Source organism: Lachnotalea sp. AF33-28, assembly GCF_003477885.1.
GTDB lineage: Bacteria > Bacillota > Clostridia > Lachnospirales > Lachnospiraceae > AF33-28.
This window is the reverse complement of the sequence record NZ_QUEE01000016.1, coordinates 63,947-88,892: the sequence shown is the minus strand read 5'-3', so window position 1 is coordinate 88,892 and position 24,946 is coordinate 63,947. Positions and strand designations below refer to the sequence as shown.

Below are 24,946 nucleotides of genomic sequence, written 5' to 3'. Positions count from 1 at the left end.
TATATATTAACTACTAAGTATTGTCAATACCTTTTTTAAAAGATTCCCTCCATAAAAAAGCGTCAAGCGGATTTTTTTCAGCCGCTGACGCTTTTTTATATCATAGCTCTTTATTAATCACAGTTACCGCACACTTCCCTCGCGTGGCATGGCGGGGTACGGTCCCAGACGGCTCATCTCACCGCTGCCGCTATCGCCTGTTCGATATCCGCGATGATATCCTCTTCATTTTCCGTGCCGACGGAAAAACGGATCAGATCCGGCTTTACGCCGGCCTCGATCAGCTGTTCCTCGCAGAGCTGCCTGTGGGTATGGCTGGCAGGATGCAGCACCGAAGTCCTGGAGTCGGCCACATGGGTCACTATCGCAGCCAGCTTCAGATTATCTATGAAGCGGATGCTGGTTTCTCTTCCGCCCTTTAAGCCGAATGCTACCACACCGCAGGTGCCCTTGGGCATATACTTTTTGGCAAGCCCATTATATTTGTCACCTTCCAGATCCGGATATTCCACCCACGCTACATTTTCATTGGATTTCAGATATCTGGCAACCGCCAATGCGTTGGAGCAATGGCGTTCCATGCGAAGATGCAGTGTCTCCAGCCCCATATTCAGCAGAAACGCGTTCTGCGGGGACTGACAGGAGCCCAGATCGCGCATGATCTGCGCCACGGCCTTCTGCACATATGCCGTCTTGCCGAACTCCTCGGCATATACCAGGCCGTGATAGGAGTCATCCGGAGTAGTTAAGCCCGGGAATTTATCCGCATGGGCCATCCAGTCAAAATTACCGCTGTCCACGATGCATCCGCCTACGGTCATCGCATGGCCGTCCATATATTTGGTGGTGGAATGCGTCACAATATCGGCGCCCCATTCAAAGGGACGGCAGTTAATCGGCGTCGCAAAGGTATTGTCCACAATCAGAGGCACACCGTGTCTGTGGGCCAGGCGGGCAAATTTTTCAATGTCCAGCACCACCAGGGACGGGTTGGAGATGGTCTCTCCAAACACCGCCTTAGTGTTGGGACGGAATGCCTTTTCGATCTCTTCCTCAGGCGCATCCGGATCCACCAGCGTGAACTCGATGCCCATCTTTTTCATCGTGACCGTAAACAGGTTGGAGGTTCCTCCATACAATGTGGCGGAGCTTACGATATGGTCGCCGGCAGATGCGATATTAAATACCGCATAAAAGTTGGCGGCCTGGCCGGACGCGGTCAAAAGCGCCGCTGTGCCGCCTTCCAGCTGGCAGATCTTCTTCGCCACCATATCACAGGTGGGATTCTGCAGTCTGGAATAAAAGTATCCTTCCGCTTCCAGATCAAACAGTTTGCCCATTTCATCGCTGTTCTCATAACGGAATGTCGTGCTCTGATAAATCGGCAGTATACGGGGCTCTCCCTTTTTGGGCTCATAACCGCCCTGTATGCAGATTGTCTCCGGTTTGAAATAGTTTTCCATGTTGTTCCTCCTCTTTTGCTGAACGGAATAAATATCTGACGATATTATAGCATGTTAAACCGCAAATTCCAATAGGAGTTATCCGCATTATTTATGCATTGCTATTCAGTGTTACTGTTCACAGTTACCGAAAAATTCCCGCGTATGAGAGGGCAGGGTATGGTCCTCATTGGGACCCGCTCTCGCTCCGTGAAGCGCGCAGCGGTACTAATGCTGTAAAATACACAGCAATAAGTACCGGCGGGCTTCAAGGGATCCCTATGAGGACCATACCCTGCCCTCTCATATGCTGCTTTATCGGCAGTGTGTAAACAGTAACTATTCAGTGCTGCCTTTATCAGCAGCCATAAATACTGCATATTACCTATTCATAAAAATCTCCGCGATCGGGGAATCTGACGGCAGGATCAGCGTGTTGCCGCCATTTTTAAGGGAGGATTTCGCCGCTTCCAGAGAACGGACAAACGTATAGAATTCCGCTTTCTGGGGATCGGAATAGGCCTCCGCCATGATCCTCATGTATTCAGCCTCAGCCTCGGCTTCGATATTGGCAGCTTCCGCCCTGGCGTTTGATATGCTGATGGCGACCTCCTTATCGGTGCTGTTGCGGATCATCTTCGCCTGGGCCTCGCCATCCGCCTGATAGGTCTTCGCAATCTTCTGACGCTCGGAAATCATCCTCTCGTAAACGGAGGTTTTATTGTCTTCTGGCAGATCCAGACGCTTGGTCTCCACCGTCAGAAGCCGTATGCCGTACTGGTCCATATTGTTTCCGATATTCTCCATCACCATATCGGTCAGTTCCCCATCACGGCTGTCAATCACCTCATTCTGTTCCATGTTGCTGATCACATTCTTTATCGCATTGTAGACAGAGGTGCCGATGCGGACCCCCGCCGCTTCCATGGAGAAATTCATGGTCTGCGCAAATTTTAATGGATCGGAGATCTGCCAGAGCACATAGCTGTCTGTGATCATCGTCTTTTTATCCTTCGTGATCACGTCCGATGCATCCAGGTCATAAATCAGTATTTTGTCCGGAAGGGAATCCACCTGCTCAATAAACGGCACTTTAAAGGTCAGTCCGGCATCTGTAATTACGCGGTCCACCTTGCCGAAACGGCGGATCAGGCTGTATTCATTTTCTTTCGTCACAACGACAGATGATACCACGGTGAGCAGCGCAAACAGCGCGACCGCTCCGATTATAACTCTTTTTAATATCTTCATATTTTATTCCTCCGCTCCCGTCCCGTTCTGTGCCACCGCTCCTGTTTCAGCGCCTGACATGCCGCCGTTGTTCAGCTGGTCGATGATCAGCGTATCCGCCTGATTAGTACCGTCAATAATTACCTTTAAGTTCGGCAGAACCTCTTCCATCGTCTCATAGAACATCCGCTGTTTGGTAACGATGGGATTTTTGATAAACTCATCATACATCGCATTAAACACGGCCACTTCCGCCTTAGCCTCATTAATCCTCTGAGTCTTCTTGGACTGCGCTTCCTGCAGGATCTGATCGACAGTGGCTTCCGCTGAAAGCATCTGTTCACTCTGGTACTGTTTCGCATTGTTTAACAAGGTGTCCATATTCTGCTTCGCATTTTCCACATCCTTAAACGCCGACAAAACTTCCTGTGTGGGCGGCTGTGAATCCTGAATCGATATAGTTTCCAGGAACAGCCCCACATCATGCTGCTGCAGCTTGGCTTCGATCATCTCTTTAATCTGATTCTGTATCTCATTTTTGCCGGTGGTCAATACGCTGTCCACATCGTAATTTCCGATCACCGTGCGGATACAGCTCTGCGATATGTTCTTTAATATCGTTACCGGCTGCTGTGAGGCATACACATACTTGATCGGATCCACTACTTTGTAGCCCACATAGAAATCCACATTGACAAAATTGTAATCCGAGGTGATCATCACACCCTCTTCTTCAATCGTTTCCTTATTGTCGTTATAGCCGACCGTAAATCCCTGGCTCGTGGTGCTCACCTTCTGGACACTCTGTACAAAAGGGACCTTAAAGTGAAGCCCCGGTTCCCCCTCGGCTCTGGCAACTCCAAATGTGGTGATCACCGCCTTTTCCTGCTCGGTTATTGTGTAAAATGAATTTAAACCCACAATCAATAATCCGAGCACCACGATTACAGTAATGATAATCGCCTTTGCATTTTTCACTGCATTGCTCATTTCTTTTCCTCCTGATATAAATGCCTTTTTGTGGCAGCAGCTTCTTAAGTCTGATGTACTTCCTATAAAAAAAAGACTTTTAACACCATCTGTGTTAAAAGTCTTGCTCTTAAGCTATTTGCGGATTAGTCTCCTAATCGTACTGACGCAATATAGAACATCTCTGAAATATGCGATGTAAGCTACTCCCTTTTAGTGATTTAAAGTTTAGCGTCTTTGGGGCCAAAAGTCAATATCCGGACCTCATTGTTTATAGTTATTTAATAATTGATAAATTTTTATCATTTAAAAGAACTTCTTATTATACCTGCGTTCACCAAACTGGCTGTGGCAGTCCTGACAAATCCAGATTTTATCATCCCCGGTCCGGCCGCTTTCATCCGACGGCGCCGATCCCTTCACTTCTTCCGATTCCTGCTTCATTCTTAAGCTGCCGCAGTAAGGACAGCGTTTCCGTACGTTCACCCAATCCTGATTCATCATAGCAAGCGCCTCCTTACAAATTTTGGTATCAGTTCAGACGGCTCATCTTCTTGACCGAAGGAACCGGTCAAGAAGCATCGGATGTCCATCCGATGTGAAAAATAGTACAAATTTTATGATCGTTTACTTAAATTTTACCTCAATCCCTATCTTTCTATACATTACGTTGTTATAATGTTTACATACAACATCTATTAAGGAAAGAAGAAAAAGCGTATGATAACATTTCAGGATGTAAAAGAGAACCCGGCCATTCAAACCTATATTCAGAAAGCGGATGAGTCTCTGACCGCATTGGGCTATACGGAGCACAGCTTTGCCCATGTCAGCCATGTGGCGGCGGTATCCCGCTATATCCTGCTGACTATGGGCTACAGCGAGCGGGAGGCGGAACTGGCGCAGATCGCCGGCTACATGCATGACATCGGCAATGTGGTCAACCGCATCGACCATGCGCAGAGCGGAGCCGTCATGGCGTTCCGTATTCTGGATAAAATGGGGGCGGATGACTGCGATATCGCCACCATCATCACTGCGATCGGCAACCATGACGAACATACCGCCGAGGCGGTCAATCCTGTGGCCGCCGCACTCATACTGGCCGACAAAACAGATGTGCGCCATACACGGGTCCGCAACAGCGATGTCTCAACCTTTGACATCCACGACCGGGTCAACTACTCCGTAAAGGAATCTTCCACGATCATCGACAGCACACATACCAATATTGAACTGAAGCTGAAAATCGATACCAGCTTCTGCTCCGTTATGGATTACTTTGAAATCTTTCTGGACCGCATGATCCTATGCCGTAAAGCTGCAGAAAAGCTGGGCCTGCACTTCCGCCTCAATATCAACGGGCAGACGCTGCTCTGACGGGATTTATTCTCCAGCAATTCCCAGTTCACAACTGCCTCTTTTTATGTTAAGATATCAAACGTAACAATTATGTAACATTTACATAATTAATTTGTAACATATGAAGGAGGTTTTTTATGACTCGATTACCTATACTGACGCTTGCCGCTGTAGCTGCAATCTCATTCACCCCGTTTTCAGCAAATGGAAACGGCGCACAGCAGACTGCTTCACAGCTGCGCGATGATAACTGCAAAGTGACTGTCTGGCAGAATAAGGCAGAACTGACCAAAGCTGTGAAAGAAAAACTGGAAGCTCTCGGTCTGGAAGTCGAAAACGATAAGAATTGTGCGATCATTATCAAACCCGGCAACAAGCCTTCTGTGCCGAAACCGCCGAGCAGCAATACACCGGAAACGCCTGAACAGAATCAGCCGGAAACAGAAGCCCCCGATTCCGATAAGCCTGTGATCCCGGAAGAAAAGCCAACGAATCCTTCCGTGCCTGATCTCCCGACGCTTCCGGATATACCGACCGTTCCGGACCAGAATCAGCCGGAAACACCTGAGCAGGAAACCACTCCGGCGCCGGATCAGAATGAAAACCTTTCTTATGCGGAGCAGGTCGTGAGCCTTGTGAATGAACAGCGTAAAAACGCCGGGCTCTCTGAACTCGCCTTTAACAAAGAGGTCTCTTCTGCTGCCATGGTGCGCGCGCAGGAAATCCAGACGAGCTTCTCTCATACCCGTCCTAACGGCACCAGCTTCAGCACCGTTCTGAAGGATAATGGCATCTCTTTCAGAAGCGCCGGTGAAAACATCGCCTGGGGACAGAGAACGCCTAAGCAGGTTATGAATGCCTGGATGAACAGCCAGGGACACCGCGCAAATATCTTAAACAGCAATTTCAGTTCCATCGGTGTGGCCTATGTGCAGAGCCCTTCAGGCACTCCCTACTGGGTTCAGTTATTTATCCGATAAACTTGTTATATCTCTCACCAGAAAAGACACGCGTACTGCCGGTTCAACCGGAGGTACGGCGTGTCTTTTTTACATCTTTTCACCGGCGCAGTTACAAAATACGCACATCCTGCAGCACGCCAGTCTTACCGAATTCTGTCCATTCACAGATGTTCACGGCGTGATCGCCGATTCTTTCCATATATTTTGCGATCATCAGCACATCCACGCATTCATCCGCATGCTCACTGCTATCCTGCAGCAGATGAACCACTTCCAGTTTCACATTATTAAACAGTTCATCCACCACATCATCCCTGGGGATGATATCCTTCGCAGCATCTATATCACCCGTTACAAACGCCTCCAAAGCCTCCTTTACCATCTGCTTTGCCACCCTGGCCATCTCCGGGATATGCTGCACCAGGCGGTAAACAGGCGGTTTTCCCTTCATCCTCTGGATCAGGTCGGCAATATCCGCCGCATGGTCACCGATTCTCTCCATATCCGTAACCACCTTCAGCGCCGTGGAAACGGCCCTCAGGTCCCTGGCCACCGGCTGCTGCTTTAAAATCAGGGACAGGCATTCGGTTTCGATCGTCTTTTCCATGTCGTTGATCATGCGGTCACCTGCTATCACTTCTCTTGCCAGAACCTCATCCTGGTTTTCAAAGGCCTCCATGCAGCAGTCTATGGCGCCTTCGATCATGATTCCCATCTTCTTAAGATCATTATGCAGGACTTGAAGCTCATGCTCAAACGTAATTCTCGCTGTCATCATTTCCTCATTTCTGCGCCGCAAAATTAGATTATTATGCTTTGGGCCGCGGCGCCGGCCGCAGTACTCATCCGAATCTTCCCGTGATATAATCCTCAGTCCGCTTATCCTTAGGATCGGAAAACATCTGATTGGCAGGCGCGAATTCCACCACCTCCCCCACCAGGAAAAATGCGGTATAATCCGATATTCTGGCAGCCTGCTGCATATTGTGCGTAACAATGACCACCGTATATTTTTTCTTAAGTTCCTCCATCAGATCCTCAATCTTGAGAGTGGAGATCGGATCCAGCGCAGAAGTGGGCTCATCCATCAGAAGCACTTCCGGTTCCACGGCCAGCGCCCTTGCGATACAGAGCCTCTGCTGCTGGCCGCCGGACAGGCTCAAGCCTGATTTTTTCAGGCGGTCTCCCACCTCATCCCACAGCGCCGCGCCTTTCAGGCTCGTTTCCACGATTTCGTCCAGCCTGGCCTTATTCCTGATCCCGTGGATCCTCGGACCGTAGGCCACATTGTCATAAATGCTCATCGGAAACGGGTTGGGCTGCTGGAATACCATGCCCACTTTCTTTCTAAGCAGCGTGGTATCCACCTTCGGATCGTATATGTTTTCGCCGTCCAGCAATACGGTTCCCTTTATGCTCACATTCTCAACCAGGTCATTCATCCGGTTCAGTGTTTTAAGGAATGTGGACTTGCCGCATCCCGACGGACCGATAAACGCTGTGATCGCATTTTCCTTCATGCTCATGGTCACCTTTTTTAAGGCATGGTTGTTTCCGTAATACAGATCCAGATCCTTTGTCACTATTTTATCTCTTAACATGTGTTCACCTCTTCTCCCTGTTAACATCAAATTTATGCGACAGGTATTTGGTCAAAAAATTAATGCTCAGTACGATAACAAGCAGCACCAGCGCGATAGCAAAGGCATAATCATACTGTGCCTTGGACATGCACAGATACATCTGTATCGTCAGCGTTCCGCCCGGTTCCATGATCTTGCTTATCAGCGCTCCGGCTCCGTTTGACAGATTGGGAAGCAGGTATCCGCTGCCAGCGGTAAATAAAAGTGCTGCCGACTCGCCGACGATCCGCCCCACAGCCAGTATGATTCCGGTGATGATGCCGGGCATGGCGCTGGGAAGCAGAATTGTACGTATCATGTACCACTTGGTCGCCCCGATGCTAAGCGCACCGCTCCGGTAACTTAAGGGCACGGTTTTCAGAGCTTCCTGCGTATTTCTGGTGATCAGCGGAAGCACCATGAGTGAAAGCGTCAGCGCACCGGTCAGAATGGAATATCCCAGCTTCAGTGTCGTGCCGAAGAATACATAGCCGAACAGGCCGAATATGATGGATGGGATGCCCGCTAACGTCTCGGTCGTAAATTCAATCAGCCGGACGATCCGTCCCGGTTTTGCATATTCATTGAGGTAAATCGCTGACCCGACTCCGATGGGCGTAGCGATGAGCAGCGTAATCACCACGATATACAGTGTATTGATAATGTTGCCTAAAATGCCGAAGGTATTGTTCAGCGCGCTGGGAGCAGTGGTAAGGAAGGATATGCTGATGGAGGTAATCCCCCGGTAAAATACATAGATCATGATGCCCGCCAGAATAAAGATGGAAAAAGCCGCCGCCAGATAGATCAATGCCTTCTGCAGGTCGTCTGCCGGCCTTCTCTTCTTCTGGCAGATACTGTATGTACAAGTGTCAGTCATTTGCGGCATCCTCCTTTTTCAGCACCTTGGTCAGCACCAGGTTGATCACGATGATAAACACAAACAGCACCAGTCCGATCGTAAACAGCACTTTCTTATGGGTTCCCGAGGAATAAGCCATCTCGCTCACAAGCGCGGTGGTCAGGAAACGCACGGAATTAAACGGCAGCGGCAGATTCACGGAACTTCCGGCTACCAGGCTGATTGCCATAGCTTCTCCGATGGCCCTGCCCACTCCCAAAACGATCGCCGTGACGATCCCCGATTTGGCGGCCGGCAGAATCACCTTAAAAATAGTCTGCATATGGGTGGCTCCCATGGCCAGCGATGTCTGTTTATAATGCTGCGGAACCGCTCTGATAGCGGATTCACTGATATTGATCACGGTGGGCAGTATCATGACCGCCAGCACCAGCACGGCGGAAATCAGATTTGCGCCTCCTGTAAACTGATGGGTGGCGGAGTCTTTAAAGACTGCCAGTTCCAGTTTATACATAAACGGATTTAAGATCAGCAGGCCCAGAAGGCCATATATCACCGAGGGAATTCCCGCCAGCAGTTCCACCGCGGGCTTCACGATCCTAACAAGCATCTTGGGGCCGGTTTCCGCCAGAAATATAGCCGTTCCCACGCCGATGGGCACGCCGATCAGTAAGGCGAGTGAAGTGCCCACAATGGATGTGAGTATTACATAAAGTATGCCATAGCTCGGGTCGGCCGCCGCAGGTTTCCAGACATGGCCGAACAGAATCTCAAGCGGGCCCACCTCAAACAGTGCCGGCGCACCACTGATAATCATATACAGTGTGATAGAAGCCACAGCCAGTACGGCGGCAAAGCCGCAGACCACAAACACAGCCTGTGCGGTCTTCTCCACCGCCGATTTTGTTTTGTGGCTTCCTGCGATGGAAAAACTCTTATTTTCTTCCATGCGTTCTCCTCTCCTTCATATCGTCATCATTCTCTCATCTCTACGAAATGAAAATAACATGAATCAGAGTATGAAAACAGCATGGTAATGTCAAAACTTTGTAAAATCCGGGTAAAAAAGCCGCCGGGCTGTGAATTTCAAAATCACAGCCCGGCGGCACCATTTCTACTGCAGTCAGTTTTTATTCCATTATTATTCTTTGTCCATTTCCTTGGCGCGTTCCTCGGCGGTATAACCAACCACGCCGACCACCACAATATCCGTGTCCTCCGTTGTGGTATTGGCAAACGCTACCTGAAGGCTGGAATACATATCGTTTCCGATGGGCAGTTCCCATTTATAAGTGGTGGAATGCATCTCCACCGTCGGCAGCTGCGAAGTCTCCGAAGCTACCGTATATTCTCCGTAAAGCTTCTCAAACTCCGCTACCAGCTCCGTAACAAACGCATCCAGGCCAGCGGAATCCATATCGTGCCCGGCGCTGTACTGAAAGCTGACATTATAGAGCTTGTCCTCTTCATTAAACGCCAGCTCCACAACCGAACAGACCCGTCCTAAAATCAGCTCCGCCGCTGCTTCCGGGCGGTAGCAGGTGATGCTGGAATTTTTCAGGTCAACCGGCTCTCCCATGGGATATCCCAGCTGTTTCTCCACCTCATCCGGTGTGCTGTGCCATTTCACCCCATGAAAAGAATAGCCGTTTTCCTCTGAATAGAACGCATTCAGATCCATCTCCTGCAGCGCGTTTTTATCCAAAGCCAGAGATTCAGGTTCTTTGTTGTTCTGCATCCCCATCATGTTGGGCATACATGCGGTAAGAGTAACTGCAATGGCAGCGGCTGATAAGACCGCAGCCCATTTTTTCCATCTGTTTTTTTTCACTATGTTCATCCTTTCAAATCTCTGCCGCTTGTGCGGCTTAATCTTATTGGCTAAGAGCTTATAAGCCCGCTGCATCTAATTATACACAAACGTGGGAAAAGGGACAAGCATATTTTAAAGCAATTGCCGGAACAGATGGTAAAAATTCGAATATCTCCTTAAGGAGGCGGTTCCCTCCATGATAAAATGCCAGGTTTCCTCATAAGTGCCCGGCACATTCAGCTCGTCCGATCCAAGCAGACTTAAAAACCCCTGCTCATTTCCGTCATAACGGTCGGCAAAAGAGAAGGCATAGGCTTCCTTCTCCTGCTTGGTGAGGCGGTCGGATGCATCTTTTTGCAGCACATGTTCCATATTTCTGGAAAAATAATATACTTCATAGGGTATGGTGCTCTTTAGCGCCTGCGTGTGCACCAGCTTGTAGACGATCGTGCGTTTGCGCATATTTCTAAGGAGCAGGCGTTCCTTATCCTTAGCCAGAATCTCCTCTTCCGAATAGGCAGTTCTCCTGTCACCGGCCTGTTTGATATACTGCGGCCCGACAAATGCGCCGTCCGTATCTATGAGCTGGATGATCCGCCCGATGTCCCCCTTGCGGACAAACGGGTATTCAGCCAGGAATCTGTCCACCCGTCCCGTCAGTTCTTTTTCAATTGTCTTGGGCGTCACGCTCTCATCGCTGGTCACATCCGTCCGAATCACCTGGAATCGCACATTGTAGTCTCTGAAAATATGGGAAACCGGCAGGCTTAACGCCTGCATATCCGTCAGCCCCTCCACCAGAAACAGAAGTATCTTCTTTTCAGCTTTCCGTTCCATCAAAGGCCCTCCGGATCCTGCGCAGCGCAGCGCTGATATCATACAGGCTGGTCTCCTCATACAGATTTTCCTGCTTGCCGCCAAGCACCACCGCTCTCAAATAACAGAGCCTGGTATTTCTGGTATTTTTCACGGAAAAAGGGCGCAGATAACGGTTCTTTGGATTGGCGGTGGTAAAAGTGAGGGAATCGTTTTCCAGCACCTCCAACGGGCGCAGATTGTGGGAGGTGAAAAACAGCTGACCTTTCGCGTCGTTTTTCATGAGCACCAGAAGTTCTCCAAGCAGATATTCGTAAATGCCGCAGTCCAGCTCATCGATCACCGCACAGCAGGACGGATCGTGATAACAGGCCGCAAACATCAGGATCAGGGTGATCATCTTACAAATCCCCGCCGATTCCTGGGCCATCGGTATGGGACTTCCTTCTCTCACAGTCTCCAGCCGGCACTCTCTCATCCCTTCGCTTTCTTTCCCGCCGCTAGATACCGTATGCAGTCTAAGGCCGATGCCCGGAACCAGCGACTGCATCACGGTATCCAAAGCCTTCACCGCCTCTGTTAGAGCCTTCGCCTGTGCCTGCGGGAGCATGTTTACACCATAAAGGTCCAATGAAACATTCGAGTCCGAAAACGGTACTGTCATGGCAAAACCGCATCCACTTTTTTGTACCGTAAACTTCTCCGCCGCGTAGTTTTTCAGCGTCTCTGTCAGCTGTGCGAGCTCCTCATCCGCTTCCGTGCCAAGCAGCTTCTGCATGCTGCCGGAAAACAGGCAGCTGCCGGTTTCACAGCCCGTCCCGTTCCATCCCAGAGCTCTGCCGGCCGCGCGCTCAAGCAGGTCCCCTGCGCCCGGCCGCTTCGCATATTGTTCAAAACGGTATTTGGGCGCGAAGGAGAGACCGCCCTCAGCCCGTTCACAGTAAAACAGATCCCGCCGGGGCTTCCATTGGCCGTCCTTTCCTACAGAGGCGGATAAACGTTCACTCTTTAAAGCGGTCTTCTCTTCTCCGTCCCTCTCCCACACGAACTGATAGTCCGCCAGGCACTGCACGCCAGGCTCTTCTATATAAAAACACACTTTTATGGAAGCGCAGCTCTCCCCGTTACGGATGCATCGGGCAAAATTTTTAGGCAGCGCTTCACCCAAAAGCATTGTCCGCACAATAGAAAAAGCCTCTATGGCCACAGTCTTTCCCGATCCGTTCTGGCCATAGAGCCCGATGACACTGCTTTCACCGTCATAAAAGCGGCGTTTCCCGTATTTTGACATGTTGATCCTGCCCCAGGAAACATTTTTCAGGTTTTCAATCTCAATTTGCTGAATCCGTATAATGGGAGCTTCCATCGACCCGCCCTCCTACAGAAATTTACTGCTCACTGTTACTAATATCTGTAGTTTTGTTATAACTATTCAGTTCCTTGAGAAAAAGCGGAGCTTTCGCTACTTCAGCTTCAGTCCCAGCAGCGCTATAAAATCCAGCGCCTGCTCCGTGGTCACCGTCAGACCTTTCAGCTTATCCATGGACACAGACATCCTATCCAGCTTGCAGCTGCTAAGATCCAGCCCATTCATCGGCGTTTCCGCGAAACTGGCACCGGTGAAGTCGATCCCTTCAAATTCCAGGTTCTGTAATTTCACGTATTGGAAAAAGCTGTGATCCAGCTTGCAGTTTTGAAATATGGCATTTTTAAGCATGGCATAAGAAGCATTCAGGTAAGAACCGCTGCAGCCGTCCATCCTCACATAGTGCATGGACGATTCGCTGAAATTCGTTCCGATCATGCGGCAGTCTTTAAATTCCACCCGGGCAAAATAGCTCCCTGTAAAATTGCTGTTAGACAGATCGCATTTTTCAAAAATCACATCGGTAAAGGATGCTTTCTCAAACCGGCAGTCCGCAAACGTCATATTGGTAAAGCGGCAGGCGCCCGCAAGCAGGGAAGGGATGCTGCATTCCTCCACATATTCGCCGCAAAAATGGTATTCTTCCATCTTTTCTGTCGCCGCGGCCTCCTCAAACGGCATGCCTTCCAGCAGCCCATCCGGTATGGCCGGTTTTAACATTTTCTTCATCATATGCTCCCCCTAACGTCATCCTGCACACAGTTAACGACGAAGCGCCGGTATCATGACCGTGGTGCCAACCTCATTTGCTCTAGTGGAAAACAGATAAACAGGCTGGTAATACCCCTTGGTATCCCTGCGGTAATCCAGCCGGACACGGTTTACCTCCAGAGACGATATGCGGTCGCCTTCCTGATAGATTCTGAAATATCCCCCGGCCATCCGTTCAAAAGCCTCTTTTTCACTGATGATCGGGACCTCTGCGGCCGGACGGTAGACTGTGATCCCGTTTGCCAGCGTTCTTATCGTTCCGTCCGCGTTAAGCCACACCTCCAGATCTCCTTTACGGAACTCATCCCCTCCGGGCTCATCCTCAGCCTTATAGCTGTATCCCCCATCCGCGCGCTGTTCCGGATCCGGTATGCGGCTTCCAAATATCCCGAGCTTCCTTAAGAGATCCTGAAGGTACTCCCCATCTCCATTTCCCGTCCCAGCCTGTGTTTTACTGGAATTCCTATATATAAAGGTTCCGTCCGACAAACAAAATTCCAGGGACTCATCCGTCGAAGCTGACCTTACGATCACGTTTCCGTCCTGGCGCTTCACCGATGCCGGGTTCTCCTTGGGCGCTCCCAAAAGGGCAAACAACCGCAATGCCTCCTCTGTCCCTTCCTGCTCTGACCGTTCTTTTGGGCCGTACACGAAAACCTCCGCTTCCTGCTCGTTTAAATCCGTATTGAGAAATATCCTCGCGCCGTCCACCTCCATGCGGTAGATATAATCGCCGGGAAGATTTCCGAACGGCTGTCTCCTGTATTTGATAAAAATCCCCGCAAACAACGCCAGCACCGACAGCGGCAGCATGAGATACAACGCCGATCTAAGAATCCTGCGCCGTTTCCCGGCAGGAGGCATAAATGCCATAACCAGCCCATATCCTGCAACAGTTCCGATGAGATTGTTCAGAATGTCATCGTATTCAAATACCCCATAGCCCGTCATCAACTGTGTACACTCAATGCCGACGGTAAACAGTGCTCCGGCCAGCACGGTCATATAACCTTTTCTGAAATTCTTATGACAGACCGGAAGCAGCATGCCCAGAGGTACAAACATGACGATATTGAGCGTGACATACTGCCAGTTTTTCAGCGTAAAGCTGTTCCAGGCATTCCGGTAGGAGCTGAACAGATGCAGGTTTGTCCCACCTCCGCTCTCACCGTCCCGGTTAAAAAAAGTCACCCCGAGGACCATTATAAAATAAATGCACAGAATCATCCAGGCTGCCGCCTGCTTCCTGCCAATCCGTTTTTTCCCGCCAAACAGCCTGCGGTAAACAAAAAAATATCCGATCAAAAAGAAGGGAATTAACAACAGGGTCACAGCCGCACCGGTAGCAAAACAGCGCAGCACCAGACCGTTTATCTCAGTCAGGCTCATCCCGCTCCTCCTCTATATTCATACCTATATCTAATGTGGGCTAAATAGGATAGATCTATTCAGCGCAGCAATGTCTAACGACATTGCCGCATGTCAGCAAGCTGACATGCCCCTCCGGGGGATGCGCATGATTTTCAAGAGTAGTTGTCTGCTTTGCAGACGAAAATCAGCGCAACAATGTCTAACGACATTGTAACATAAATCCCTGTCGCTGTTGGAGGTAAAAATATTAATTTATTCTTACGGGAATGAGCACATGTTAAATTGGAGCAATAAGTTTACTGCTGCATATTAGCCCGGAACAGGAGCACAGCATTTTGAATATCCGATTCGCCAAGCAGGCCGGCGGATACCGCCACGCCGTCCGCGCCCATCGCTATGGGTTCCCTGCAGTTTTCCGCGGTGATTCCGCCCACCGCAAGACTCGGGATAACAAGGCTTCGCCGTATTTTCCCGTAGGTCTCTCTGGAGAGAAATACAGCATCCGATTTTGTCCGGGTGCTGAACCAGGCTCCGCTTCCAATATAATCCGCACCGTCTGCCTGTGCTTTCTGTGCCTCTTTCGGAGTGCGGGCCGTGGCTCCGATCAGGCGGTGTTCCCCCATCAGTTTACGGGCTTCGCTTACCGGAAGATCGGACCGTCCCAGGTGCACGCCGTCCGCATCGGAAAGGACAGCGATATCCACCCTGTCGTTTATAATGAAGGTCACATCATACAGGGATGCCATCCTGCGGATCAGTCGGGCCCGTTTAAGATATTCTGCAGAACTGATGCCTTTTTCACGAAGCTGGATCACATCCACTCCCGCCTTCAGCGCCTCATTTATGCGGTCTTCGCCAGCCTCCAGGCTGGCAATCAGATATAGAATGTCATGGTCTCTTTTCAATAGGTTCATCTTAACTCCTGTTCCGGTTCTTTTGTTTTATAGGACAAACACCGGCTCGTAAAGGCTGCCAGCTCCTCCGGTCCCGTATCTGACAGCATATCCAAAAGACGGATCCGATAACTGCCATATCCTGCAGCGCCATCCGCTTTTTCCATGGCGAGGCCTAACAGCGACAGTGCGGCCGCCGCCGCAAATTCAGGCTCGTTCAGCACTGCCAGAAAGGCTCCGCAGAGTGCGCCGGCCGCACAGCCGGTGCCGGTCAGATCATAGGGAAGGTCTCCTGTATGAAGCAGCGTGAGTTCCATACGGTCGGAAAGCACCGTATCTTCCCTGCCGGTGAAGACTAGAGTCCGGCCCCCGGCCTCTTTTGCGGCGGGCCTCCAGGGTTTTATCCTATCTGCGGCTCTATCAGGAGCGTCCATACAATCCACGCCATCATCCACGCAATCCACTCCGGTATAGCTTAGGCGGTTTTCCTCCAGGGCCAGGTGCTCCGTCCGGTTCCCCTTGATGATCCCTTTCCAGGGAATCTCCTTAAGTGCAAGGGCCATAAACAGCCGGTACGAGGAAGCGCCAGCTCCCACAGGATCCAGTACCGCCGGAGTGTCCGTCAAGGCCGCAGCCCACAGGGCTTTCTTACAGGCCTCAAACTTTTCAGGCACCGGCTGTCCCAGATTGACCGCCAGCGCATCGGCGCCCGACACGATCTCCTCCATTTCATCCGGCGCAACTGCCATCAGCGGCCTGGCCCGCACCGCACACAGCACATCCGCCATGAATGCGGCTGATACATTGTTGGGAATCACATGGATGAGCGGCCGCCGCATCCGGATTGCCGCAAGCCCTTTTGCTGCCGCAGAAACGGCCCTTTCTCCGATCCCGCTCATAGCTTCATCCTCCATCCGTGATTCAGCGGACCGCAGCCTCTTCCAAGGTTTAAACCGCTTTCAATCGCTCCCGTGATATAACGCTTGGCTTCCTCTGCCGCTTCCCGGACATACAATCCTTTTGCCATTCCTGCGGCGGCCGCTGCGGACAGCGTGCATCCGCTGCCATGGGTATTTGGATTTTCATAGCGCACGCCGGCAAGCCACAGCATATTCTCCCCGTCAAACAGCAGATCGTCCGCACAGTCCGGCAGATGCCCGCCTTTTACCAGCACCGCACCCTTCACCAGCTTCTTTAGCTCTTCGGCCGCTCTTACCATATCCGCCTTCTTCTCCACGGGCCGGCCGGTAAACAGCCCGGCCTCCGAGAGGTTGGGTGTGATCAGATCCGCCAGCGGAAACAGATATTCCCTGACCGCCAAAACAGCGGACGGCTCTGCGAGAATCCGCCCGGTGCTGGCGCAGACCGGCGTATCCACCACCACATTGCACGCACGGTATAGGTTAAGCTTTTCGCTGATGGCACGGACGGTCCCGGCCGTTCCCGGCATTCCAATCTTAACACAGTCCGCTCCGATATCCTGAAACACAGCGTCCAGCTGCTCGGCAACCAGCTCTGCCGGTACCAACAGTATACTGCCCGCATGCACAGTGTTCTGCGCAGTCACGGCGGTCAGAACGCTCATGCCGTAGACTCCGCAGGACAGAAACGTCTTTAAATCCGCCTGTATGCCGGCTCCTCCGCTGCAGTCGGAACCGGCTATGCTAAGCGCCCGTTTCATACGGCGTGCACCTCAAGCGCACGTTTCATATAGTCCATGGCGCCGGATCTGTTCAGCGCTCCTGTCAGCACTGCCGCTATGCAGGTCCCAGCGGCCGTGCTCATCAAAAACGGAATCACATAGGCGAATACCGCGGTTTCCTTCCCCATAAAGAACACGGCGACAGGATAACACAGAAGGGCCCCGAGCACTCCTGTGCCGAGTATTTCTCCCAGATACGCCAGGCTTAAGTGCCCCGTCTTTTTATACAGCATGCCGCACAGAAAAGCGCCCACCATGCTTCCTGGAAAAGCCAGCAGGCTGCCGGTGCCCATCAGGTTTCGGATCAGCGAGGTACAAAATGCCATGGAAACTCCGTAGAGCGGTCCCAGAAATACCCCTGCCATCACATTGATCAGATGCTGGACCGGATAGCATCTGGAAGCTCCCACAGGAATGGAAATCGAAGATAATACCACCGCAATGGCGGTAAGCATCCCGGCGGCCGCCAGTTTTTTCAGATTCAGTCTGTTCATATCTTTTTCTCCTTTTCCTGTCACCAGCTGAAGGCTGATGACATATGCACACTTCAGTGTGCTGCCTATTTTTTCACTCATCAAAGATGCTGACGGTTTCGCCGTCCAGTATTCTGTTCATATTCTTTAATGCGCACATGTTTCCGCACATGGTGCAGGTATCCTCTTTCTCCGGACGGGATGACGCCCGATATGCTTTCGCTTTGTCCGGATCAATGCACAGCCGGAACATGCCGTCCCAGTCCAGATTCTTTCTGGCCAGGCTCATCTCATGATCCCAATCCGCCGCGCCCTTCACTCCTTTAGCGATATCCGCCGCATGGGCGGCGATGCGTGACGCGATGATCCCCTCCTTCATATCGTTTAAATCCGGCAGCCTAAGATGCTCGGCCGGCGTTACATAGCATAAAAATGCTGCCCCGCTGGCTGCGGCCATGGCTCCGCCGATCGCCGCTGTGATATGATCGTATCCGGGCGCCACATCGGTTACCAGCGGCCCCAGCACATAAAAGGGAGCCCCGTGGCAGACTGACTGCTGCAGCTTCATATTGGCTTCAATCTGATCTAAAGGCATGTGTCCCGGCCCTTCAATGATCACCTGTACATCCTTCTCCCATGCCCTTTTCGTGAGTTTACCCAAAGTGATCAGTTCTTCCACCTGGACCGCATCGGTGGCATCCGCGATGCATCCCGGCCGGCAGGCATCCCCCAGGCTTAATGTCACGTCATATTCCCGGCAGATGGCAAGCAGTTCATCATAATACTCATAAAAGGGATTTTCATTTCCGGTCATTTCCATCCAGGCAAACAGCATGGAGCCGCCTCTGGATACAATGTTGGTCAGCCTCCGGTTCTCCTTAAAGCGCTGGGCAAGCGACCGGTTCAAACCGCAGTGGATCGTCATGAAATCCACCCCGTCCTCCGCATGCATCCGCGCAGCATCCAGCCACTCCCTGGCGGTGATTTCTTTCAGCGCCTTGTGATAATAGACCACGGCGTCATAGACCGGCACCGTTCCGATGATCGCCGGGCATTCTTTTATGAGCTTAGTTCGAAAATCCCTGGTTCTCCCAAAATTGCTTAAGTCCATGATGGATTCCGCGCCCATCGCTACCGCGGCCTCCACTTTCTCATATTCCGCATCCAAATCCCTGCAGTCCCGCGATATGCCCAGATTTACATTGATCTTTGTCTTTAGCATGGAGCCGATTCCGTTGGGACTTAAGCATTTGTGGCGTATGTTGCAGGGAATTGCCACCTTACCACAAGCTACCAGCTTACGAAGCTCTTCCGGCTCATAAGCCTCCTTTAAAGCAACCTTTTTCATCTGCGCTGTCAGAATACCCTTTCTGGCAGCTTCCATCTGTGTCTTATATTCCATACCCTTCCTTTCTCCTGTGCGGCCGTACCTGCGCTAGAGCGTGTTTGAAAATTGCTTTCCGTAATATACCGCAATGTGGGGCGTGCAGATTGCGGAAATGAATTTCAAAACACGCTCTACCATGTCCCGGCCGTCTGTCGAAAAAAAAACGGCGGATAGAGGACGGCGGATCTGCGGATACGGAGCATGCACGGCTAAAGAGAAGGGCCGCAGTATTCTTCGTGGAGCGTTTGTTCAGAAAGACATCCTTATCTGCCAAACAAAAAAAGAGCATACATCCGGCCGGATATATCCTCTCACAAGATTTCACAAAAAATAAGCTTCTGCTGCAATCTTCCTACGTCGGCATTATCCGCATCAGGTTATGGGTCGAAACGGCTAACGTTTCCTCTCAGCCTGCTTAAATGGCAAGCTCCCCAGATTTTTACGTGATCAGTATAGTTTATTTCTGCCTTTCTGTCAAGTGCGCATGTTCCCGATTATTTTCTGTGATTTCACCAAATTCCAATGACAAATCTTGTCGATTTTCTAGTTTACTTGCTGTATCGTCAATGCTATAATAGGATGATGTGTGTGCCTGGGGGATCTCCCATGCACAACAGGAATGACGAATGAATGAGAAGCGGGGAAAGAGAGATGGAATTAGGATTCGACTCTGAAAAGTATTTGACTGACCAGTCCAAGTATATCCTGGAACGGGTCAATAACTGCCAGAAGCTGTATCTGGAATTCGGCGGAAAGCTCATGAATGATCTGCATGCCAAGCGTGTTCTGCCCGGTTATGATGAAAATGTAAAGCTGAAGCTTCTGCAGAAGCTGAAAGATCAGGCAGAGATCATCATCTGTGTTTACGCCGGGGATATTGAACGCAACAAGATGAGGGACGATTATGGGATCACCTATGATCTGGAAGTGTTCCGCCTCATCGATAATTTCCGTGAATACAATCTGGATGTCAACAGCGTGGTGATCACCCGCTATGAAGAACAGCCGGCCACCAAAGTATTTATCAATAAGCTGAACCGCCGCGGTATCCGCACCTATACCCATAAGGCCACCAAGGGGTACCCCACCGATGTGGAGACCATCGTAAGTGACGAAGGATACGGCGCCAATCCATATATTGTAACCACCAAGCCAATCGTGGTCGTAACAGGCCCCGGCCCGGGCAGCGGAAAGCTCGCTACCTGTCTAAGCCAGCTGTATCATGAACAAAAAATGGGCAATGAAGCATGGTATTCCAAGTTTGAAACCTTCCCGGTGTGGGACGTGCCCCTGAAGCATCCGCTGAATATTGCATATGAAGCCGCCACCGCCGATTTAAAGGATGTCAACATGATCGACTCCTTTCATTTTGATGCCTACGGCATTATGGCGGTAAACTATAACCGCGATATGGAAATGTTTCCGGTCATCAAACGGATCATTGAAAAGATTACCGGCAGAGAATCCATGTACCAGTCTCCTACGGATATGGGTGTTAACCGCATCAGCTGCGGCATCATCAACGATGACGTGGTGAAAGAAGCTTCCCGACAGGAGATCATCCGCCGCTATTTCAAAACGGCCTGCGAATATAAAAAAGGGTATGTCGATAAGGAAACATTTGAACGCGTAAGCCTTTTGATGGACGAACTGGGGCTGAAGGTGACCGACCGCCGCACGGTAATGCCCGCAAGAATGCGCGCAGAGACCCTGGCGGAAGAAAACGGTGAGCTGACACCGGTTGTGGCTTTAGAACTGCATGATCACACCATTGTCACCGGCAAAAAATCCGGCCTGATGACGGCCAGCGCGGCCTGTATCCTCAATGCGATCAAGTATTTAAGCAATATAGCCGATGAAATCCATATGATCTCTCCGGTTGTAATAAAGCCGATTGTAACATTAAAAATCGAGGTCCTGGAAGGCAAGGACGGCATTCTCACCGCGCAGGAGATCTTAAACGCCCTGTGTGTCTGCTGTGCGACCAACCCCGTGGCAAAGCTGGCTGTGGACAATCTGAAGGGCTTAAGAGGGTGTCAGGCCCATTCCAGCGCCATGCTGGGACAGCCTGAAGAGCAGCTGTTTCGAAAGCTGGGCGTGGATATCACCTGTGATCCGGAGTATCAGTCATCCAACCTGTATTATGTATAATAAAACGTTATAGCGATGTGCGCCGCCAGGCGTACGTATAAAGGAAGATCCGCTGCGGATCTTCCTTTTACATTTACTGACAAGAGTAATCCTGCGTTCTACAGAATGAGAAGTATGCTCTCAAGCCGTTCAAACTCATAGGCTGCATCGGAAATTCTTCCGGAACCGAATTTTCTGTGCACCAGCACGGAGGGTATGCCCGCGCGGGCGGCTCCCAGTATATCCGCCGCCGGATTATCTCCGATCATATAGCAGACCTCCGGCATCCCGGCCAGCCTTCTTGCATAGTCAAAGATCTCTCTGCGGGGCTTGTCATACCCCACCCTGGCTGAAACCACCACCTCTTCAAAATAGGACATCAACCCTAACTGCTCCATGACCTGCACAAGCTCGGGATAATTATTGGACAGCACATAATTGTGATACCCTTTCTGCATGCAGCGTGTAAGCGTCTCCAGAGTATCCTCATACAGCAGATAATTTTCGGGATTTAAGATCTCCTCTCTGACCTGTCGGGCAAACTGCTGCGCCTGTGTTTGTTCAACGCCCATGCCCACATAATCCGCCTCCAGCTTCGCATACATATATTCCCACCACAGCCCGTCCAGACATCGGGTAAAATCACAGTCAGGGGTATGCCACGGAAAGCCCGTGCGCATAAATGCCCTCACCCGGTCGAACGAGGTTTGATTCTCCGGCATATTGTGTTTTAATACCCGGTAAACGGATCCGCTCCACAGATGATTGGAATAAACCAGGGTGCCGTCAAAATCCCAGAACAATACTTTCTTCATGCCGTATAGCCCTCCGTATATTCATCTTCGGATGATGACATTATATCAGAAATCTTTCTCACGCACAATCGCTGTCGGCAGCAACTCCCGCCGCGTTACTGCTCACGGCTGCCCCACTATGCGTGGGGCGTTTGCGGCAGCGTGAACAGTAACCTCGCCCTGAACAGCGCTTGACAAGGATTTGCGCGGAGGATAAACTAATAAGTACCACTTAGAGTGGAAGCGGTCATCGGCCTTCGGTTGGTGACAGGAAAGTTAGGAGGAATCATCTATGAGTATTATATTGGGCATTGATGTGGGCGGCTCCACAACTAAGATTGTGGGCTTCCAATCCGATAAGTCACTGGTGGACACAGTTCAGGTCAAAGCGGGGGATCAGATCACCTCCATGTATGGGGCCATCGGCAGCTTTTTACGCAAGGCACGTCTGTCGCTGAAGGAGGTCTCCAAAATTGTGCTGACCGGGGTGGGTGCCTCCTATTTTCAGGAGGATATCTATGATATCCCCACGGTGAAAATGGAAGAATTCCAGGCAATCGGCTATGGCGGCCTGAAGCTGTCCGGCCTTACAGATGCGCTGGTGGTCAGCATGGGAACCGGAACCGCCTATGTCAGGGCCGGAAAAGACGGCATGAAGCATATCGGCGGCAGCGGCGTGGGAGGCGGCACGCTGATGGGCCTCGCCTCCCGTCTGGTTAAGGAGAACGACTTCTCCGTCATCACCGATCTGGCCTCTAAGGGCAACCTGCAGAAGGTGGATCTCTCCATACAGGATATCAGCAATGCGATCATTCCGTCGCTGCCCCCTCACGCGACGGCATCCAACTTCGGCAAGATAGAAAACACCGCCGACAGCGCAGACTTTGCCCTGGGACTTCTCAACATGCTGTACCAGACCGTCGGTATGCTGGCTGTTTTCGCGTGCCTGGATACTCCTGTAAAGGACATCGTTCTGACCGGCTCCCTGGCCCATGTCCCACAGGCCAAAACGGTATTTAACGAATTAAGCCATATGCACAGCGTGAATTTCATCATACCCCACAATGCCGTCTTTGCCACCGCAATCGGCGCCACCGTTCCCTACCTATAGAGGCCGGAACTTTAAGATAGAAAACACTCCGCAGAACAAAGGCATATCGCCTTCACTTTGCGGAGTGTTTTGGAACATCCTGTTATAAGCCTTACGCGTCTTCCTTTCCGGTCACTCTCTTAAATTCCTCCCAAAGCTGCCTGTTTAACTGTCTCACGGTATCGGCATCCATCTTCATCACCTCCCGGTCATAGGTGATAAGTCCGTTCACCTCTTCTTCTATGTCGGACAGCTGAGTATACACCAGCGCGGAGAGCCCCTTCTTGAGCGCGGGCAGTATCTGGTCACGCATCAGGCCGGCATACCCATGCGTCAGCGCTTCGCCGCTCTCATAACAGCGGTAACCGTATACCTTTTCTTTGCTGCTGTGCCCCTTCACCAGCCACGAATAGCCGCCGTATTCCGTCAGGGCTACCGCTCGCTTTCCGGGCTTAACCTTAAGCTTTCTGAAATAGTTATGGATGCTCTTTACATCGCCTCCGCCCTGGTCAAACCAGCCGCTGGCCTGATCCACCAGACGGCCCGGATCCAGATGCACGAGAAGCTCCGTTATCTTCTCTGCATCAAACTGCCCCCACCCTTCATTAAAGGGCACCCATGCTATGATGCAGGGATGATTTCCCAGGCGCTCTGTCATATCCGCCAGCTCTCTCCTGTACTCGTCCCTTCCTTCCACATCTTTTCTGGACAGAAGCCCGCGGAAGCGGTCGGAAACACGGATGGGCGTCCAGGACAGCACCGTGCCCAGATAGGTGACAAACCAGTCCTTATAGGGGCTCCCGCCATTCACCATATCCTGCCATACCAGCATGCCCAGGCGGTCACAGTGGTAGTACCAGCGCTCCGGCTCCACCTTTGCATGTTTTCTAAGCAGATTAAAGCCCAGTTGTCTGGCCATGAGGATATCCTGAACCATCGCCTGATCTGAAGGCGGCGTGTACAGGCTTTCCGGCCAGTATCCCTGATCCAGCAGTCCGATAAATAAATAGGGGCGGTTGTTGAGGTAAAACCGCAGGATTCCCCGTTTATCCGGCAGAACGGAACATTTGCGCATGGCAAAATAGCTCTCCACCCGATCCTTTCCCGCACACAGCACAACCCGGTACAGGTAGGGATCTTTTGGACTCCACAGCTTCGGAGACGGTATGGCAAGGCACATCCCTTCGCTGCCCGACAGAAATTCAGCCTTCCCCACCGCAAGATCGCCCTCATAAACGACAGCTTTTACCTGCATGCGCTCACTGCATTCTGCACTTATGCGGATTTCCTGTCTGTCCAGGTCGGGAACGATCCGCAGTTTATGTATATAGCCTGCCGGGACATTTTCCATCCAGACAGTCTGCCAGATGCCGCTTTGGGCGCTGTAGTACATTCCTCCGGGCTTAAGCTTCTGTTTTCCTCTGCTGTGATAGGAAGCGTCCGTCTCATCTTCCGCCATCACCAATAGATCATTCTTTCCCTCATGCAGGTAAGAAGTGATATCGATATCAAAGGGCAGATAGCCGCCCATATGACTTCCTGCCAGACTCCCGTTGAGAAAGATCTCACAGTACTGGTCCACCGCGCCGAAATGCAGCAGCACCCGCTCTTTTGACAGGTCGGCGTCACAGTCCACCGTGCGGTGATACCACAGGCATTCTCCGGGCTGCAGCTGTCTTTGCACACCGGACAGCTCCGTTTCCGGGGAGAACGGCACACGGATCCGTCCGTCAAAACGCTCCGGACATGACCGGGCTTTTGTAAAACAGTAGTCCCAATATCCGTTCAGGTTCTTCCAGCCGGACCGGACCATGGCTGGGCGCGGATACTCATCCAGGGCCTGCTCTTCCGGCTCTTCTGACAGCTGCCGCCCCCATCTTGTCATCAATCC

General features: G+C 51.2%; 24 protein-coding genes, 1 pseudogene and 1 riboswitch. Of the genes and pseudogenes, 5 read left to right on the top strand and 20 right to left on the bottom strand.

Features of this window, described 5'->3' with window-relative positions; genetic code table 11:
- Positions 1-173: 173 nt before the first annotated feature.
- The 4 genes from DWZ56_RS18905 to DWZ56_RS18890 all read right to left on the bottom strand — a co-directional run bounded on the left by DWZ56_RS18905 (position 174) and on the right by DWZ56_RS18890 (position 4,145).
- On the bottom strand, positions 174-1,463 hold the full coding sequence (locus tag DWZ56_RS18905; protein ID WP_118558169.1) for an O-acetylhomoserine aminocarboxypropyltransferase/cysteine synthase family protein: 1,290 nt from the start codon (positions 1,461-1,463) through the stop codon (positions 174-176).
- Between the two features lie 360 nt (positions 1,464-1,823).
- Entirely contained in the window at positions 1,824-2,693 is an 870-nt protein-coding gene (gene hflC / locus DWZ56_RS18900) for a protease modulator HflC (RefSeq protein ID WP_118558168.1), read from the bottom strand.
- Positions 2,694-2,696: 3 nt separating this feature from the next.
- Positions 2,697-3,662 (bottom strand): FtsH protease activity modulator HflK, encoded by a 966-nt coding sequence (gene hflK / locus DWZ56_RS18895; protein ID WP_118558167.1) that lies wholly within the window; start codon positions 3,660-3,662, stop codon positions 2,697-2,699.
- A gap of 285 nt (positions 3,663-3,947) precedes the next feature.
- A complete protein-coding gene (locus tag DWZ56_RS18890) occupies positions 3,948-4,145 on the bottom strand; it encodes a hypothetical protein (RefSeq protein ID WP_118558166.1) in 198 nt (65 codons plus the stop codon).
- Positions 4,146-4,361: 216 nt separating this feature from the next.
- Between DWZ56_RS18890 and DWZ56_RS18885 the strand changes: the two genes are divergently transcribed.
- Both DWZ56_RS18885 and DWZ56_RS18880 read left to right on the top strand, forming a co-directional pair.
- A complete protein-coding gene (locus DWZ56_RS18885) occupies positions 4,362-5,021 on the top strand; it encodes an HD domain-containing protein (RefSeq protein WP_118558165.1) in 660 nt (219 codons plus the stop codon).
- Positions 5,022-5,140: 119 nt separating this feature from the next.
- Positions 5,141-5,983, top strand: coding sequence for a CAP domain-containing protein (locus DWZ56_RS18880; RefSeq protein WP_118558164.1), 843 nt, complete (start codon positions 5,141-5,143; stop codon positions 5,981-5,983).
- Positions 5,984-6,074: 91 nt separating this feature from the next.
- Here the strand turns inward: DWZ56_RS18880 and phoU are convergent, their stop codons facing one another.
- The 14 genes from phoU to thiC form a co-directional block, all read right to left on the bottom strand.
- Complete coding sequence (gene phoU / locus DWZ56_RS18875) at positions 6,075-6,740, bottom strand: phosphate signaling complex protein PhoU (protein WP_118558163.1); 666 nt, start codon at positions 6,738-6,740, stop codon at positions 6,075-6,077.
- Positions 6,741-6,807: 67 nt separating this feature from the next.
- The gene (gene pstB, locus DWZ56_RS18870) at positions 6,808-7,566 is read right to left on the bottom strand and encodes a phosphate ABC transporter ATP-binding protein PstB (protein ID WP_118558162.1); all 759 of its coding nucleotides are present in this window, start codon (positions 7,564-7,566) and stop codon (positions 6,808-6,810) included.
- A gap of 4 nt (positions 7,567-7,570) precedes the next feature.
- Positions 7,571-8,467 (bottom strand): phosphate ABC transporter permease PstA, encoded by an 897-nt coding sequence (gene pstA, locus DWZ56_RS18865; RefSeq protein ID WP_243095370.1) that lies wholly within the window; start codon positions 8,465-8,467, stop codon positions 7,571-7,573.
- On the bottom strand, positions 8,460-9,398 hold the full coding sequence (gene pstC / locus DWZ56_RS18860; RefSeq protein ID WP_118558160.1) for a phosphate ABC transporter permease subunit PstC: 939 nt from the start codon (positions 9,396-9,398) through the stop codon (positions 8,460-8,462). Before pstC ends, pstA begins: the two co-directional genes overlap by 8 nt.
- 192 nt (positions 9,399-9,590) lie before the next feature.
- Positions 9,591-10,280 (bottom strand): hypothetical protein, encoded by a 690-nt coding sequence (locus DWZ56_RS18855; protein WP_147369453.1) that lies wholly within the window; start codon positions 10,278-10,280, stop codon positions 9,591-9,593.
- Positions 10,281-10,394: 114 nt separating this feature from the next.
- A complete protein-coding gene (locus tag DWZ56_RS18850) occupies positions 10,395-11,099 on the bottom strand; it encodes a hypothetical protein (protein WP_118558158.1) in 705 nt (234 codons plus the stop codon).
- A complete protein-coding gene (locus DWZ56_RS18845; RefSeq protein WP_118558157.1) occupies positions 11,083-12,444 on the bottom strand; it encodes an ATP-binding protein in 1,362 nt (453 codons plus the stop codon). Before DWZ56_RS18845 ends, DWZ56_RS18850 begins: the two co-directional genes overlap by 17 nt.
- Positions 12,445-12,540: 96 nt before the next feature.
- Entirely contained in the window at positions 12,541-13,176 is a 636-nt protein-coding gene (locus tag DWZ56_RS18840) for a pentapeptide repeat-containing protein (RefSeq protein WP_118558156.1), read from the bottom strand.
- Between the two features lie 30 nt (positions 13,177-13,206).
- Positions 13,207-14,604, bottom strand: a complete 1,398-nt coding sequence (locus tag DWZ56_RS18835) for a VanZ family protein (protein WP_118558155.1) — start codon at positions 14,602-14,604, stop codon at positions 13,207-13,209.
- A gap of 278 nt (positions 14,605-14,882) precedes the next feature.
- Positions 14,883-15,500: a thiamine phosphate synthase gene (gene thiE, locus DWZ56_RS18830; protein WP_118558154.1), complete on the bottom strand. Its 618-nt coding sequence runs from the start codon at positions 15,498-15,500 to the stop codon at positions 14,883-14,885.
- A complete protein-coding gene (locus DWZ56_RS18825; RefSeq protein WP_158584660.1) occupies positions 15,497-16,378 on the bottom strand; it encodes a hydroxyethylthiazole kinase in 882 nt (293 codons plus the stop codon). The genes thiE and DWZ56_RS18825 overlap by 4 nt, the downstream gene beginning before the upstream one ends.
- Positions 16,375-17,160, bottom strand: a complete 786-nt coding sequence (gene thiD, locus DWZ56_RS18820) for a bifunctional hydroxymethylpyrimidine kinase/phosphomethylpyrimidine kinase (protein WP_118558152.1) — start codon at positions 17,158-17,160, stop codon at positions 16,375-16,377. The genes DWZ56_RS18825 and thiD overlap by 4 nt, the downstream gene beginning before the upstream one ends.
- On the bottom strand, positions 17,157-17,675 hold the full coding sequence (gene thiW / locus DWZ56_RS18815; protein WP_243095368.1) for an energy coupling factor transporter S component ThiW: 519 nt from the start codon (positions 17,673-17,675) through the stop codon (positions 17,157-17,159). The genes thiD and thiW overlap by 4 nt, the downstream gene beginning before the upstream one ends.
- Before the next feature lie 73 nt (positions 17,676-17,748).
- On the bottom strand, positions 17,749-19,056 hold the full coding sequence (gene thiC / locus DWZ56_RS18810) for a phosphomethylpyrimidine synthase ThiC (protein ID WP_118558150.1): 1,308 nt from the start codon (positions 19,054-19,056) through the stop codon (positions 17,749-17,751).
- Positions 19,057-19,123: 67 nt separating this feature from the next.
- Here thiC and DWZ56_RS23860 point away from each other — a divergent pair.
- Positions 19,124-19,375, top strand: a pseudogene (locus tag DWZ56_RS23860) (DUF6783 domain-containing protein); the annotation flags it as partial.
- A riboswitch (TPP riboswitch) is annotated at positions 19,374-19,485 on the bottom strand. (Overlaps the previous pseudogene by 2 nt.)
- Positions 19,486-19,671: 186 nt before the next feature.
- The gene (locus DWZ56_RS18800) at positions 19,672-21,192 is read left to right on the top strand and encodes a DUF1846 domain-containing protein (RefSeq protein ID WP_330424921.1); all 1,521 of its coding nucleotides are present in this window, start codon (positions 19,672-19,674) and stop codon (positions 21,190-21,192) included.
- A gap of 98 nt (positions 21,193-21,290) precedes the next feature.
- Here the strand turns inward: DWZ56_RS18800 and DWZ56_RS18795 are convergent, their stop codons facing one another.
- On the bottom strand, positions 21,291-21,986 hold the full coding sequence (locus tag DWZ56_RS18795) for an HAD family hydrolase (RefSeq protein ID WP_118558148.1): 696 nt from the start codon (positions 21,984-21,986) through the stop codon (positions 21,291-21,293).
- Positions 21,987-22,257: 271 nt separating this feature from the next.
- Between DWZ56_RS18795 and coaW the strand changes: the two genes are divergently transcribed.
- Entirely contained in the window at positions 22,258-23,076 is an 819-nt protein-coding gene (gene coaW, locus DWZ56_RS18790; protein ID WP_118558147.1) for a type II pantothenate kinase, read from the top strand.
- A gap of 91 nt (positions 23,077-23,167) precedes the next feature.
- Here coaW and DWZ56_RS18785 read toward each other — a convergent pair whose 3' ends face one another.
- Complete coding sequence (locus tag DWZ56_RS18785) at positions 23,168-24,940, bottom strand: glycoside hydrolase family 2 protein (RefSeq protein ID WP_243095366.1); 1,773 nt, start codon at positions 24,938-24,940, stop codon at positions 23,168-23,170.
- Positions 24,941-24,946: the final 6 nt, after the last annotated feature.